At 68.8% G+C, this 13648-nt stretch carries 15 protein-coding genes; 11 read left to right on the top strand and 4 right to left on the bottom strand.

What is annotated here, in order from left to right; translation table 11 throughout:
* Window positions 1–223 precede the first annotated feature (223 nt).
* Complete coding sequence (locus ACQCSZ_RS12625) at window positions 224–1072, bottom strand: DUF3883 domain-containing protein (RefSeq protein WP_427004126.1); 849 nt, start codon at window positions 1070–1072, stop codon at window positions 224–226.
* 277 nt (window positions 1073–1349) lie between these two features.
* Here ACQCSZ_RS12625 and dxr point away from each other — a divergent pair, with 277 nt between their 5' ends.
* From dxr to ACQCSZ_RS12580, 9 genes are all read left to right on the top strand, one after another.
* Window positions 1350–2534: a 1-deoxy-D-xylulose-5-phosphate reductoisomerase gene (dxr, locus tag ACQCSZ_RS12620; protein ID WP_427004125.1), complete on the top strand. Its 1185-nt coding sequence runs from the start codon at window positions 1350–1352 to the stop codon at window positions 2532–2534.
* Window positions 2535–2594: 60 nt separating this feature from the next.
* The gene (locus tag ACQCSZ_RS12615) at window positions 2595–3926 is read left to right on the top strand and encodes a M50 family metallopeptidase (RefSeq protein ID WP_427004124.1); all 1332 of its coding nucleotides are present in this window, start codon (window positions 2595–2597) and stop codon (window positions 3924–3926) included.
* Window positions 3927–4058: 132 nt separating this feature from the next.
* On the top strand, window positions 4059–4964 hold the full coding sequence (locus ACQCSZ_RS12610) for a MarR family transcriptional regulator (RefSeq protein WP_427004123.1): 906 nt from the start codon (window positions 4059–4061) through the stop codon (window positions 4962–4964).
* Complete coding sequence (locus ACQCSZ_RS12605) at window positions 4961–5515, top strand: hypothetical protein (RefSeq protein ID WP_427004122.1); 555 nt, start codon at window positions 4961–4963, stop codon at window positions 5513–5515. Before ACQCSZ_RS12610 ends, ACQCSZ_RS12605 begins: the two co-directional genes overlap by 4 nt.
* Before the next feature lie 83 nt (window positions 5516–5598).
* Window positions 5599–5880 carry a type II toxin-antitoxin system Phd/YefM family antitoxin gene (locus ACQCSZ_RS12600; protein ID WP_427004121.1) on the top strand — a complete coding sequence of 94 codons (282 nt, stop codon included), beginning with the start codon at window positions 5599–5601 and terminating at the stop codon, window positions 5878–5880.
* Window positions 5877–6149 (top strand): type II toxin-antitoxin system RelE family toxin, encoded by a 273-nt coding sequence (locus ACQCSZ_RS12595; protein WP_427004120.1) that lies wholly within the window; start codon window positions 5877–5879, stop codon window positions 6147–6149. The genes ACQCSZ_RS12600 and ACQCSZ_RS12595 overlap by 4 nt, the downstream gene beginning before the upstream one ends.
* 47 nt (window positions 6150–6196) lie before the next feature.
* Window positions 6197–6490 (top strand): YciI family protein, encoded by a 294-nt coding sequence (locus tag ACQCSZ_RS12590; RefSeq protein WP_427004119.1) that lies wholly within the window; start codon window positions 6197–6199, stop codon window positions 6488–6490.
* A gap of 74 nt (window positions 6491–6564) precedes the next feature.
* Complete coding sequence (ispG, locus tag ACQCSZ_RS12585; protein WP_427004118.1) at window positions 6565–7731, top strand: flavodoxin-dependent (E)-4-hydroxy-3-methylbut-2-enyl-diphosphate synthase; 1167 nt, start codon at window positions 6565–6567, stop codon at window positions 7729–7731.
* Window positions 7694–8581: a DUF4081 domain-containing protein gene (locus ACQCSZ_RS12580; RefSeq protein ID WP_427008328.1), complete on the top strand. Its 888-nt coding sequence runs from the start codon at window positions 7694–7696 to the stop codon at window positions 8579–8581. The genes ispG and ACQCSZ_RS12580 overlap by 38 nt, the downstream gene beginning before the upstream one ends.
* Here the strand turns inward: ACQCSZ_RS12580 and ACQCSZ_RS12575 are convergent.
* From ACQCSZ_RS12575 to ACQCSZ_RS12565, 3 genes are read right to left on the bottom strand one after another with little or no spacing between them, the layout of a single operon-like run.
* Window positions 8578–9195 (bottom strand): TetR family transcriptional regulator, encoded by a 618-nt coding sequence (locus ACQCSZ_RS12575; RefSeq protein ID WP_427004117.1) that lies wholly within the window; start codon window positions 9193–9195, stop codon window positions 8578–8580. The two genes, ACQCSZ_RS12580 and ACQCSZ_RS12575, sit on opposite strands and share 4 nt — an antisense overlap.
* Complete coding sequence (locus tag ACQCSZ_RS12570; protein ID WP_427008327.1) at window positions 9192–9935, bottom strand: ABC transporter permease; 744 nt, start codon at window positions 9933–9935, stop codon at window positions 9192–9194. Before ACQCSZ_RS12570 ends, ACQCSZ_RS12575 begins: the two co-directional genes overlap by 4 nt.
* A gap of 8 nt (window positions 9936–9943) precedes the next feature.
* The gene (locus ACQCSZ_RS12565; protein WP_427004116.1) at window positions 9944–10747 is read right to left on the bottom strand and encodes an ABC transporter ATP-binding protein; all 804 of its coding nucleotides are present in this window, start codon (window positions 10745–10747) and stop codon (window positions 9944–9946) included.
* Between the two features lie 247 nt (window positions 10748–10994).
* Here ACQCSZ_RS12565 and ACQCSZ_RS12560 point away from each other — a divergent pair, with 247 nt between their 5' ends.
* Both ACQCSZ_RS12560 and ACQCSZ_RS12555 read left to right on the top strand, forming a co-directional pair.
* Window positions 10995–12806, top strand: a complete 1812-nt coding sequence (locus ACQCSZ_RS12560; protein WP_427004115.1) for a proline--tRNA ligase — start codon at window positions 10995–10997, stop codon at window positions 12804–12806.
* A 10-nt stretch (window positions 12807–12816) separates the two neighbouring features.
* Complete coding sequence (locus tag ACQCSZ_RS12555) at window positions 12817–13611, top strand: sulfite exporter TauE/SafE family protein (RefSeq protein ID WP_427004114.1); 795 nt, start codon at window positions 12817–12819, stop codon at window positions 13609–13611.
* Window positions 13612–13648: the final 37 nt, after the last annotated feature.

Below are 13648 nucleotides of genomic sequence, written 5' to 3'. Positions count from 1 at the left end.
CGCTCGTCCGGGCCCGCCCAGCCTCGTCCGGGCCCGCCCAGCCTCGTCCGGGCCCGCCCAGCCTCGTCCGGGCCCGCCCAGCCTCGTCCGGGCCCGCCGGTTTGCCGCAAACGGCCGGAATGGGGTGCCCATGGCGGCCTTTTGCGGCAAACCGGTGGTGCGGGCCGGAGCGGCTGGGATCGGGTGGCCCGGCACAGGGTTGAGCCACGCGGAAAGGTGTGTGTTAAGCGGGACGGGGCAGCGCCATGAAGTCGTTGGGCTCCAGGATGCAGCTGGCGTCAAGGCTGCCGATGAGGGGGAACCATGCCGGGGCGTGCCCGAAGTTGAACACCCGGACCAGGTGGTAGCTGTCTGCGCGGTCTTTGGAGACTTTCAGTTCGTTGCGGCTGACGAAGAAGGGTGTTTCCGCCCGCGACCGGGTGGTCTTGACCTCGATCAGCTTCTCCTTCCCGCTCTCCTCAAAGGACAGAATGTCGTAGCCATGCCCGTCCCCCTCGGTCCGGCTGACGTGGTCAATCCTGCCGGCGAGCCGGGCCTTTCCGGCCTTCATGAGGCGCCGGTACTCCAGATCGGCCACGGCAAGTTCCCCCGCCAGGCCGAGGGCCCGGTTCCGTGCCTCGATCGCGGCATAGTCGGGGCGGCCGATTCCGGCGTGGGGTGATCCCGCATGTTCAGGAAAGATCATCACGGGGGTGCCGGCGCCGGCGAAATCCAGTGGGCCGGTGGTTGTCGCATCGGGCGGCTGCAGGGCTTCGGCCAGGACCAGTTCAACAAGCGAAGGACTCAAGGACAGCTGCCGCTGAACCTCCGGGATCAGCGACTGCTGGTAGTTCCGGGCGGGTTGGTAGCCCTGGATGGGACGGAGACCGAGCTTCATGAGAACCGCGGAGACGTTCTGGTACTTGAACTCGACGGCGGACTCGGACCGGTTGGACAGCAACGGCACGAGTGCCTTCCTGAACTGACTCTTGACGTATGGCTCGCCCGAGACTTCCAGCCGCAGCATCTCCAGGTAGCTGCGCACCGTGGCAGCCACCTCGGCCTCGGACCACGCCGATGGTTTCCCTGCCACTTCCGCCCCCAGTTCCTCATTGTCACGCTCTGGGCCCAGGCTACAACACGCTGTCGGGCATTGGGCCAGGCCCTGGCCGGGCGCCGCGCTCCACAGCACCCGGCCAGGCCGCCGGTTTGCCGCAGATGGCCGGAATGCCGCCCCCATAGCGGCCATTTGCGGCAAACGGGTGGTCCGTCCGGTGCGGACTGTGCCCGGTGGCGCTGCCGGGATGGCGCGGGAGTGAGCCGAGCCGGTCCCGGAGCCGGCGCCCCCGCCGGTACGGGATACTTAAGCCATGCAGCCGCGCAAGATCGTCATCCTCGGGTCCACCGGTTCCATCGGCACGCAGGCGATTGACGTCGTCGACGGCGCCCCCCACCTTTTTGAGGTCGTGGCGCTCAGCGCCGGCGGCGGGAACCTCGAACTCCTCGCCCGGCAGGCAGTGCACACCCGGGCCAGGGCGGTGGGCGTCGCCAGCGGGGACGCCGCCGCCCTCCAAAAGCTGATCGACGACGCCGCCCGCGCGGCCGGGCTGGCCGGGTACCGGCCCGAGATCCTCACCGGCCCGGACGCCTCCACCCGGATCGCGGAGGTCGCGGCCGACGTCGTGCTCAACGGCATCACCGGCTCCATCGGCCTGGCCCCCACCCTGGCCGCGCTCAGGTCCGGGGCAACGCTGGCCCTGGCCAACAAGGAATCGCTCATCGTCGGCGGCGCCCTCGTCAAGGCCGCGGCCCGGGAAGGCCAGATCGTCCCGGTGGATTCGGAGCACTCCGCGATCGCCCAGTGCCTGCGCTCGGGCTCCGCGGGGGAGGTGGACCGGCTGATCCTCACCGCCTCCGGCGGCCCGTTCCGCGGCAGGACCCGGGACGAACTGCACGACGTCTCCCCGCAGGGCGCCCTCGCCCACCCCACCTGGGACATGGGCCTCATGGTCACCACCAACTCCGCCAGCCTGGTCAACAAGGGCCTGGAGGTGATCGAGGCGCACCTGCTCTTCGACATCCCGCTGGACCGGATCGACGTCGTGGTCCATCCGCAGTCCGTGGTCCACTCCATGGTCCAGTTCACCGACGGCTCCACGATCGCCCAGGCGTCCCCGCCGGACATGCGCCTGCCCATCGCGCTGGGCCTGGGCTGGCCGGACCGCGTGCCTGGCGCCGCGCGGGCCTGCGACTGGACCAAGGCCACCAGCTGGACCTTCGAGCCGCTGGACACCGTGGCGTTCCCCGCCGTCGGCCTCGCGAAGGACGCCGCCCGGCAGGGGAGCACCTACCCGGCCGTCTTCAACGCCGCGAACGAGGAGGCCGTGATGGCCTTCCACGCCGGCCGGATCCGCTTCACCGACATCGTGGATACCATCGAAGCAGTACTCGGCGAACACACAGGCTCCTCCGGGCTGACGGTGGAGTCGGTGCTGGATGCTGAAGCGTGGGCACGCGCGCGGGCCCACGAACGTTTGGCCGTTAGAAGTCGCTAGGGAACGTGCCCAAGTGAAGTGTCTAAGTAGCACAGAATCCAGGAAGCAGCAGATCAACGCATGAGCCCCGTCCTCCTCTTTATCCTCGGTGTCGTCTTCGTGGCGATCGGCGTCGCCGCGTCCATCGCCCTGCACGAGGTGGGGCACCTGCTTCCCGCCAAGCTGTTCAAGGTCCGCGTCACCAAGTACATGATCGGCTTCGGGCCCACGCTCTGGTCCAAGAAAAAGGGCGAGACCGAATACGGCTTCAAGGCCATCCCGCTGGGCGGCTACGTCTCCATGATCGGCATGTACCCGCCGAACAAGGACGACGGCACCGTCCGCCCCTCCAGCACCGGCATGTTCCAGTCCCTCGCCTCCGATGCCCGCTCCCTGGCGCACGAGGAAGTCGGGCCGGAAGATGAGAACCGCGTCTTCTATCGGCTCCCGGTCTGGAAGAAAGTCATCGTCATGCTCGGCGGCCCGGCGATGAACCTGCTGATCGGCCTCGTGCTGACGGCCGTGCTGCTGATGGGATTCGGCACCGCGGCGCAGACCACCACCATCGCCGACGTCTCCAAATGCCAGGTCAAGGCCGGCGAGACCGTGGACCCGGATTCCGCCGGCTGCAGGCCCACCCCGGCGGCGGCGGCGGGGCTCAAGCCCAACGACGTCATCACCTCCTTCGACGGCAAGGCCGTCACCCGCTGGGATGAGCTCACCGGCTGGATCCGCGCCTCGGCGGACCGGCAGGTCAGCATCACCGTGCAGCGCGACGGCGCCCCGGTCACCACCACCGTCACCCCGGTGCTCTCGTCCCGCCCGGTGGTCGGCGACGACGGCCGGCAGGCCAAGGACGCCGCCGGCAAGCTCTTGTACCAGGACGTCGGGTTCCTCGGCATCGGCGCGCAGACCGCGCTGGTACAGCAGCCGGCGTCGGCCGTTCTCCCGATGGCGGGCGAGAACATCAGGCAGATCGCCGGCGTCATCCTGAACCTGCCGGCGCGCGTGGCCGGCGTGGCGAAGGCGGCCTTCAGCGAGGAGCCCCGCGATCCCAACGGGCCCATCAGCGTGGTGGGCGTGGGCCGCGTGGCCGGCGAGGTGGCCGCGATGGAACAGGTTCCGCTGCAGTCCCGCCTGGCCGCCCTCGTCGGACTGCTGGCCGGCCTCAACTTCGCCCTGGCCGTCTTCAACCTCGTTCCGCTGTTGCCGCTCGACGGCGGCCATGTCGCCGGGGCCCTGTATGAGGGGGCCCGGCGCCGCATAGCCAGGCTGTTCGGCCGCCCCGATCCCGGCGCGTTCGACATCGCGAAGCTGCTGCCGGTGACCTATGTGGTGGCGGTGCTGCTCATGGGCATCGGGGCGCTGCTGATCTACGCGGACATCGTCAAGCCGGTGAACCTCTTCGGCTGAGGCTTTGCGCCGGTCTATTGCCGGTCTTCTGCCCGCCTTCCGCCGACGGGCCGATCTAAGCTATTTAGGCTGATTATGGAGAATCACTCGAAAATGATTGATTATTCACAATCAGCCTTTTAGGGTTGGCCTATGTACGTGATGACCATCGACCAGCGCGGGAGCAGCACCGACACCGACCGCGTCCCCGGACTCCTCGCGGAACTGGGTGCCCTTTCCACGGCGGGGCGCTTCGAACGCTCCGTCGGCGACGAGGTCCAGGGCGTGGTTGAACGCCCGGACGAAGTGGTGGAGATCGCCCTGCACGCCCTGCGCAGCGGCCGCTGGTACGTGGGGATCGGCGTGGGGCAGGTGGACCTGCCGCTGCCGGCCAGCCCCCGGGAAGGCTCCGGGCCCGCCTTCGTCGCGGCCCGGCTGGCGGTGGACCGGGCGAAGGCCGCGGCCTCCCACGTCCCGCTGGCGGTGGTCGCCGGCGTGGTCCCGGGCGGGGTGGCCGGCGTCCGGCGGACGGATGCGGCGCCGTTGGCGGCGCCCCCCGAGGCGCACGGCTCAGCGCCGGACCGCCCAGTGCCGGACGGCTCAGTGCCGGACGGCCCAGTGCCGGACGGCTCAGTGCCGGACGGCCGGGCGGGGGCGTCGGCAGGCGCCAGGGCCTGCGCCAACGCCGAGGCCGTGCTGCGGCTGATCGGGCGGCTGGTCCAGGACCGGACCGCGGCGCAATGGAAGGTGGTCGATGTGCTGCGCTCCGTGCAGCACGGCCACGCCGGCACGCACGGAACCCAAAAAATCGCCGCCCGGAAACTCGGAATCACCGAACAGTCGGTGAGCCGTGCGCTCCTGCGGTCCGGCTGGCAGGAAGAATGGGCGGCGAGGCCGGCTGCGGAAATGCTGCTGGCACTGGCCCACGGCCTGATCACAGGCACCGGCGGCTTGAAGATTCCGGACGCCCGGGATCCCGGGCCCCGCAGCCCCCAGGCGCGTGGCGCCGATACACTCAACGCCGATGCCCAGGACAGCAGCACAGGAGGAGACAGGTGAACGCCCTCTGGATCACCCTGGCCCTGCTCACGGCCGGATTCGCCGGCTGGCCGGTGACTGCCCTGGTCTTCCGGCTCGCCCGGACCATCGACGCCAGGGCCGACGCCGCCGGCACGGCCAGCGACGCCGGCACCGACGCCGCCACCGACCCCTCGGCCGACGTCACCGTTGATCCCGTGGTTGATTCAGTGGTTGATTCAGGGATCCGGCAGCCGCAGCCGCAGCCGCAGCCGCAGCCGCAGCCGCAGCCGCAGCCGCCGTCATCGGCCCCGGGCTCCAGCGAGGCGGGCTCCAGCGAGACGGTCAGCAGCGAACGTATCCTGCGGGGAGGCGCGATCATCGGCGTCCTTGAACGGCTGGCGGTCTGCCTCGCAATTCTGGGCGGCCAGCCGGTGGCCATCGCCTACGTGGTGGCCATCAAGGGCCTGGGCCGCTTTGCCGAACTGAAGGCGACGCCGGTGGCGGCCGAGCGGTTCATCATCGGCACCCTGGCCTCCATGCTGTGGGCGGCGGGCATCGCGGCGCTGGCCAAGGTCTTCTTCCTCGGCTGAACCCCGGTTCGGGACCGGCTCCATCGGTCCGGGCCGGTCCCCAAAGCCTGCTGAGGCGATCTATTTGCGCTAGAATTCTGTACATGACAACTTTGCCAGTGGCCGAAGCGCGATCTCACTTCTCCCGTCTCGTCGAGCAGGCGTCCACGACCCACGAGCGGTTCGAGATCACCCGGAACGGCTCGCGCGCCGCGGTGCTCCTGGGCGCTGAGGATTACGACGCTATGCTGGAAACTTTGGCGATCCTTTCCGAATTGGAGCTGGTCAAGGAGATCGGTCAAGGCCTCAAGGATCTGGAAAGCGGCGACACCTTCACCGTCGAGCAGGTACGGGCCGACATGAGGACGGCTGCCCCTAAGGGATGAGCCCCCATTACGACGTCAGGTTTTCGCGGTCCGCCCGGCGTGCACTGACCGAGGATCTGCCGGAGAAGGTCGCTGCAGCAGCGTTCGAGTTCATCACCGGCGCTCTGAGCGAAAACCCCCAACGGCTGGGCAAGCAGCTCCTGCCCCCGCTCTTTCCCCTATATTCGGCTCGACGCGGGGACTACCGGATCATCTACCGGATTCTCGACAACGTTGTCGTGATCGAAATCGTATCGATCGTCCACCGACGTGACGCCTACCGCGCCTAGCTGCGGCCGGATGTGAACGGGGCAGGCGGGGGCGATAGTGTATCCGTATGACTGTTTTTGCTGTGGAGTACGTATACGACGCCGAATCCTCCGATGCCCGTGACGCCAGCCGTCCCGCGCACCGCGAATGGACCGCAGGGCTTGTCAGGGAAGGCGCGCTCCTCGCCAGCGGGCCCTACACGGACGGAGCCGGCGCACTGCTGATCTTCAAAGCAGCCGACGAGAAGGCCCTGAACGAGCTCCTGAAACAGGATCCGTTCGCGGCGGCCGGCGCCATCTCCGGCACGCGCACGAGCGTGTGGGCCCCGCTGACCGGCCTCCTCGCCGACCACGCGGCCTAGCCCGTACCGCCTAGCCCGTACCGCCTACAGACCATCCACACTTCGATGCCGTTACTTCCATACAAGGAGTCCATGTGACCTCGGTCAGCCTGGGAATGCCGTCAGCACCGCCCCCCGTTCTTGCCCCGCGGCGGAAGACCCGCCAGATCAAGGTCGGTTCCGTCGGCGTCGGTTCGGATTCCCCGATCAGCGTCCAGTCGATGACCACGACGCCGACCACGGACATCAACGCCACCCTCCAGCAGATCGCCGAGCTCACGGCCTCAGGCTGCGACATCGTCCGGGTGGCCTGCCCGTCCGCCGACGACGCTCTGGCGCTGCCGATCATCGCCAAGAAATCCCAGATTCCGGTCATCGCGGATATCCACTTCCAGCCGAAGTACGTGTTCGCCGCGATCGAGGCCGGCTGCGCCGCGGTGCGGGTGAACCCCGGCAACATCCGGAAATTCGATGACCAGGTCAAGGAAATCGCGCGCGCCGCGAAGGACCACGGCACCTCGATCCGGATCGGCATCAACGCCGGCTCGCTGGAGCCCGGCATCCTGAAGAAGTACGGCAAGGCCACCCCGGAAGCCCTCGTGGAATCCGCTGTCTGGGAAGCCTCGCTGTTCGAAGAGCACGGCTTCCACGACTTCAAGATCTCGGTCAAGCACAACGACCCGGTCATCATGGTCGCGGCCTACGAGATGCTGGCAGAGCAGGGCGACTGGCCGCTGCACCTGGGCGTCACCGAGGCCGGCCCGGCGTTCCAGGGCACCATCAAGTCCGCCACCGCCTTCGGCGCCCTGCTCTCCCGCGGCATCGGCGACACCATCCGCGTCTCCCTCTCCGCGCCGCCGGTGGAGGAGATCAAGGTGGGCAACCAGATCCTGCAGTCGCTCAACCTGCGCCCGCGCAAACTCGAAATCGTCTCCTGCCCCTCCTGCGGCCGCGCCCAGGTGGACGTGTACACGCTCGCCGAGCAGGTCACCGCGGGCCTGGAAGGCATGGAGATCCCGCTGCGCGTCGCCGTCATGGGCTGCGTCGTCAACGGCCCCGGAGAAGCCCGCGAGGCGGACCTCGGCGTCGCCTCCGGCAACGGCAAAGGCCAGATCTTTGTGAAGGGGCAGATCATCAAGACTGTCCCTGAGGACCAGATTGTTGAGACACTGATCGAAGAGGCCATGCGCATTGCAGAAGAGATGGGGGAGGCCGGTGGCGAAGATGCTGTCAAGGGTAGCCCCGTGGTTAGCGTCTCGTAGGGACGGCGCCGCTTCCGGCGTCGCCGTCCGCGTCCTGGGTGTTGAGGATACCGCACCGTTGTTGGACCTCGCCGGGCAGGACCCCGTCGCCAATGTCTTCATCCTGTCCCACCTGGAAACCGCGGGCACGGCGTCGCCCACTGCCGGCGGCGCCAGCATCCTGGGCGTGTTCGACGGCGGCACCCTCCTCGGGGCCTGCTGGGCGGGTGCGAACCTGGTGCCGGTGCAGCTGGACCCGGAACTGGCGGGCCTCGTCGCGACGGCGGCGCACCGCTCCGGGCGCCGCTACGCCTCGATTTTCGGCCCGGCCGACACCGTGATGGCCATCTATGCCGGGCTGGAGCGGCTGGGCCAGTCCGCCCATGAAGTCCGCGACGACCAGCCGCTGATGAGCATCACCGGCCCGCCCGCCGTCGAGCCCGAGCCGGCGCTGGGCTTCGGCCAGCTCGCCGATTTCGATAAGATCCTGCCCGCCTGCGCTGCGATGTTCGAAGAGGAAGTCGGCTACTCCCCGTACCTTGGCGGCAGGGAGTACTACGGCCGGCGGGTCAAGGGCCTGATCCGCGCGGGCCATTCTCTGGTGCATCTGGACGCCGACGGCGAGGTGGTGTTCAAGGCCGAGCTGGGTGCCGTGACACCGGAGGCAACCCAGGTCCAGGGCGTCTGGATGAACCCCAAATTCCGTGGGCTCGGCCGCAGCCCCGGCTACATGGCCGCCGTCGTGGTCCTGGCCCAGACCATCGCGCCCGTCACGAGCCTCTACGTCAACGGCTTCAACACCCGTGCCCGCGCCACCTATGAGCGGGTCGGCTTCCAGCAGGTCGGAACGTTCGCGACCGTCCTGTTCTAGGAGGGCTCCGGCAGATCCCCGGCGAGGTAGCGCTGGATGGTGGGCGCGATGAGCCTGACCACATCCTCCCGGCTGGCAGAGGCCAGCGGCTCGAGCCGGATGACGTAGCGCATCAGCACGGCGCCGACCAGCTGCGCGGCCACCAGATTTCCGCGCAGGGCCACCTCCTCCGGCGTGCCGGCGACCCCCGCCATGATGCGCGGCAAAATCCTCTGGCTGGCGATTTCCCCGAGAATCGCCGTCTTCGCCTTTGAACCGATCGTGCCCCGGAGGAAAGCAAGGAGGCTGTGCTGCGCGGGGCTTTCCCACAGTCCCAGGACTGCCCGGACCAGAGCTTCGGCCCGCTCGGAAGGATCGCGGCGGTCCAATCCGGCCAGCACCGTTGACGGGTCCGCAGGCAGCTCGACGCTCAGGGCGAAGAGTTCGTCCTTGCCGGCGAAGAAATGATGGATCATGGCCGGGTCCACGTGCGCCTCGCGCGCTACCAGGCGCAGGCTGGTGCCCTCGAATCCATGCTCCGCGAACAACCGCCGCGCGGCCGCGAGGATCTGGTCCCGGGAGCCCGCATCGCCGGCCCGGCGGCCCCGCCGGGGCTCAGGCTGCCCGCTGCTCACGCGGTCCGCCGGCGAAGGGTCAACGAGGCCAGGACCAGTACTGCCACGACGATCGCGGCCATGATGCCGGTGTCCTGCCACAGGGCGTCGGTGGCCTCGGCGTGTCCGGCGATCTCCTTCAGGGCATCCACCGAAAACGTCAGCGGCAGCACATTGGAGACTGCCTCCAGGACCCCGTTCATCCGGTCCCGTGCGACGAAGAGTCCGCACAGCAGGATCTGGGGCACCACAACCACGGGCATGAATTGCACGGCCTGGAATTCGGTGCGGGCGAATGCGGAGCACAGCAGGCCCAGCGCAACGCCCAGCACCGCATTGACGACGGCGATCATCACCACGAGGCCCGGACTTCCCTTGATCTCCAGGCCGAACACCCAGTAGGCGACGCCGGTGGCCACCAGCGACTGGAGGGCGGCCATGAGGGAAAACGCCAGCCCGTAGCCGAACAGCAGGTCCGTCTTGTGGATGGGCGTGGTCAGCAGCCGCTCCAGCGTTCCGGAGGTTCGTTCGCGGAGCATCGTGATGGAGGTGACAAGGAACATCACCACAAACGGGAAGATCGCCAGCATCATCAGACCCACCCGGTCAAAGGTCCGCGGGGCGCCCGGCGGGACTGTTTCGTTCTCGTAGAGGAAGTAGACGGCCGTCAGCAGCAGCGCGGGAACGACGAGCATCAGCGCCACGCTGCGGTGGTCGTGGCGCAGCTGGTCCAGGACCCGGCCCGTCGTCGCCAGCATCATGCGGGGATTCATTCCAGCACCTTCATTCCGGCCGTCGGGCGCGTTGCGGCAGCAGGACTTGGTTCCCCGGGGCTCCGGAGCGGCCCGTCGGCGGACTCCGCCTGCCTGATGACGTTCAGGAACGCCAGCTCCAGGTCCTCGCTGCCGCCCTGCCCGCTGAGCTCGGCGGGGGTGAGCGAGGCCAGCAGCCGCCCCTCCCTCAGGAGCAGGAGGGAGGCGCAGTGGCGCGCCTCTTCCATGACATGGCTGGAGACCAGCAGGGTGGTTCCGGACGCCGCCATGGCGCCGAAGCGCTCCCAGAGGTCTGCCCGGAGAACCGGATCCAGGCCGACGGTGGGCTCGTCCAGGATGAGCAGCCTGGGGCGGGCCACCAGGGCACACGCCAGCGACACGCGGCTGAGTTCGCCGCCGGAGAGGTCCGCCGTCCGCATCCGTGCCTGCCTTTCCAGGCCGACGGCGGCAATCGCCTCGGCGGCATCGCGCCGGTGGACGCCGTACATGGCCCCGAAATACCGGACGTTCGCTTCGATGCTGAGGTCGGGGTAGACGCTGGCCGACTGGGTGACGTAGCCGAGTTCATGCCGGAGAGCCGGATCGCCGGCGGGCCTTCCCAGCACCATGACGGTTCCCGAGGTGATGCGTTGGACGCCCACGATGGCGCGCATCAAGGTGGTCTTGCCGCTGCCGGAGGGGCCCAGCAGCCCCGTGATCCGGCCCGCGGGAATGCTGAACCCGACATCCTGCAGGATGTCCTTGCCGGCGCGCACGATCCGCAGGCCGCCCACCTGCACCGCTGCTGCTGGATCTGACATGGTTTCCTCCGCCGGGCTGCCGTGCCAATCGCACAAACGGACAATTCATCAACTGATGAATTAAATCTAGGCAGGGAAGAGCGGATGGTCAATGGACCGGAATACCAGTTGCGCAGCGGCCCGGGGCTTCCATCATTCCTGGCGTGGCTCTTCTGCGTCCGGGCTGACGGTAGATTAGTACCTAGACGTTTTTCGCCGGTTTTGGCCGGTTTCACCCTGCTCCTCCCCAGAAACGGATACCTACCCAGTGGTCCTTCGACTTTCCAAGCTGTTCCTGCGCACCCTGCGTGAAGACCCCGCCGACGCCGAAGTGGCCAGCCACCGGCTCCTGGTCCGGGCCGGCTACATCCGCCGGGCCGCGCCGGGCATCTACACCTGGCTGCCGCTGGGACTGAGCGTGCTGCGCAAGGTCGAACAGGTCATCCGCGAGGAAATGACGGCCATCGGCGCGCAGGAGGTCCACTTCCCGGCCCTGCTGCCGAAGGAGCCCTACGAGGTCACCAACCGCTGGACCGAATACGGCGACGGCATTTTCCGGCTCAAGGACCGCAAGGGCAACGACTACCTGCTGGCCCCCACGCACGAGGAAATGTTCACCCTGCTGGTCAAGGACCTGTACTCCTCGTACAAGGACCTGCCGCTGAGCATCTACCAGATCCAGAACAAGTACCGCGACGAGGCGCGTCCCCGGGCAGGCCTGCTGCGCGGCCGCGAGTTCATCATGAAGGATTCCTACTCCTTCGACGTCGACGACGCCGGCCTGGACGCCAGCTACGCGGCGCACCGCGGCGCGTACCTGAAGATCTTCGAGCGCCTGGGCCTGGAAGTCATTCCGGTCGCCGCCACCGCCGGGGCCATGGGCGGCTCCAAGAGCGAGGAATTCCTGCACCCCACCGAGATCGGCGAGGACACCTTCGTCCGCTCCGCCGGCGGCTACGCGGCCAACGTCGAGGCCGTCACCACGGTGGTTCCCGCGGACATCGACTTCAGCAACGCCCCCGCCGCGGAGGTCCGCGACACCCCGGACACCCCCACGATCGACACCCTCGTGGACGCCGCCAACGTCCTGGTTCCCCGCGCGGAGTCCGACGGCGGCGCCTGGACCGCCGCCGACACCCTCAAGAACGTCGTGCTCGCCGTGACGCTGCCCACCGGCGAACGCCAGATCGTCGTCATCGGCCTGCCGGGCGACCGCGGCGTGGACCTCAGGCGCGTGGAAGCGAACATCGGGTCCTTCCTGCCCATCGCCGGCGAGATCACGCTCGAGGCCGCCAATGAGGACGACCTCAAGAAGCACCCCCTCATCGTCAAGGGCTACCTCGGCCCGGGCCTGTCCCTGGACGCGCCCCTGCTGGGCACCGAGGGTGCCGCCAAACTGCTCTACCTCGTGGACCCCCGGGTCGTCAGCGGCTCCGCCTGGGTCACCGGCGCCAACGAGGCCGGCAAGCACGTGTTCGGCCTCGTCGCCGGCCGCGACTTCGGCTGGGACGGCGTGATCGAATCCACCGAGGTGCGCGCCGGCGACGAGGCCCCCGACGGTTCCGGACCGCTGGAGACCGCCCGCGGCATCGAGATGGGCCACATCTTCCAGCTCGGCCGCAAGTACGCCGAAGCCCTCGAGCTCAAGGTCCTGGACCAGAACGGCAAGCAGGTCGTCGTGACCATGGGCTCCTACGGCGTAGGCGTCACCCGCGCCGTCGCGGCCCTCGCCGAGTCCAACCACGACGCCAAGGGCCTGGTCTGGCCGCGCGCCGTCGCCCCGGCCGATGTGCACGTCGTCGCGGTGGGCCGCGGCGAGGAGATCTTCGCCGCCGCCGAAAAGCTGTCCCTTGAGCTCGAGGCCGCCGGCCTCGACGTCATCTACGACGACCGCCCCAAGGTGTCCCCGGGCGTGAAGTTCGGCGACGCCGAACTCGTCGGCGTGCCCACCATCCTCGCCGTCGGACGCGGCCTCGTGGACGGCGTCGTGGAGATCAAGGACCGCCGCAGCGGCGACGCCGAGAACGTGGCCGTCGAGAAGGCCGTGGACTACGTGGTCAACGCCGTCCGCAACAGCTAACGGGGGCAGGGTGGTCTCCGGACTGGAGTCGATCCAGCTCGGCACCCTCGTCCTGGTCGTGGTGGCCGGCTTCGCCGCCGGCTGGGTGGACGCCGTCGTCGGCGGCGGGGGACTCATCCAGCTGCCGGCGATGCTGCTGGTCCCGGGCATCAGCCCGGTGCAGGCCCTGGCGACGAACAAGATGGGGTCCATCTTCGGGACGACGACGAGCGCCGTCACGTTCTACCGGCGCGTCCGGCCGGACCTGGGCACCGCCGTGCCGATGGCGGTGATCGCCCTGGCGGGCAGCTTCGGCGGCGCCGTGCTCGCCGCCACGCTGCCGGCCAGCGTGTTCAAGCCCATCATCGTCGCGGCGCTGGTCGCCGTCGCACTGTTCACCGCCTTCCGGCCCGCCGTCGGCGAGCTGACCAGGCTGCGGCACGAGGGCCACCGGCACTATATGGTGGCCTGCCTGATCGGGGCAGTGATCGGTTTCTATGACGGGCTCATCGGCCCGGGCACGGGCTCGTTCCTGGTCATCGCGCTCGTTTCCGCCATGGGCTACGCCTTCCTCGAGGCCAGCGCCAAGGCCAAGATCGTGAACATGGCCACCAACGCCGGCGCCCTGATCTTCTTCCTGCCGCACGGCTCGCTGCTGTGGGGGCTCGGGCTGGTCCTGGGCCTGGCCAACATGGCCGGCGGCTACCTCGGGGCCCGGACCGCCGTCAGGCAGGGGAGCCGCTTCATCCGGATCGTGTTCCTGATCGTGGTGGGCGCGCTCATCCTCAAGCTCGGGACCGACATCTGGCAGGACAGCCTGGCCTGACCCACCCGACGGCGGGCACTCCCTGCCAGGAGGCCGC

Origin of the sequence: Pseudarthrobacter sp. H2, assembly GCF_050157045.1 — a bacterium.
GTDB lineage: Bacteria > Actinomycetota > Actinomycetes > Actinomycetales > Micrococcaceae > Arthrobacter.
The sequence above is the reverse complement of the archived record's forward strand: the minus strand, read 5'-3'. Positions and strand labels throughout refer to the sequence as shown.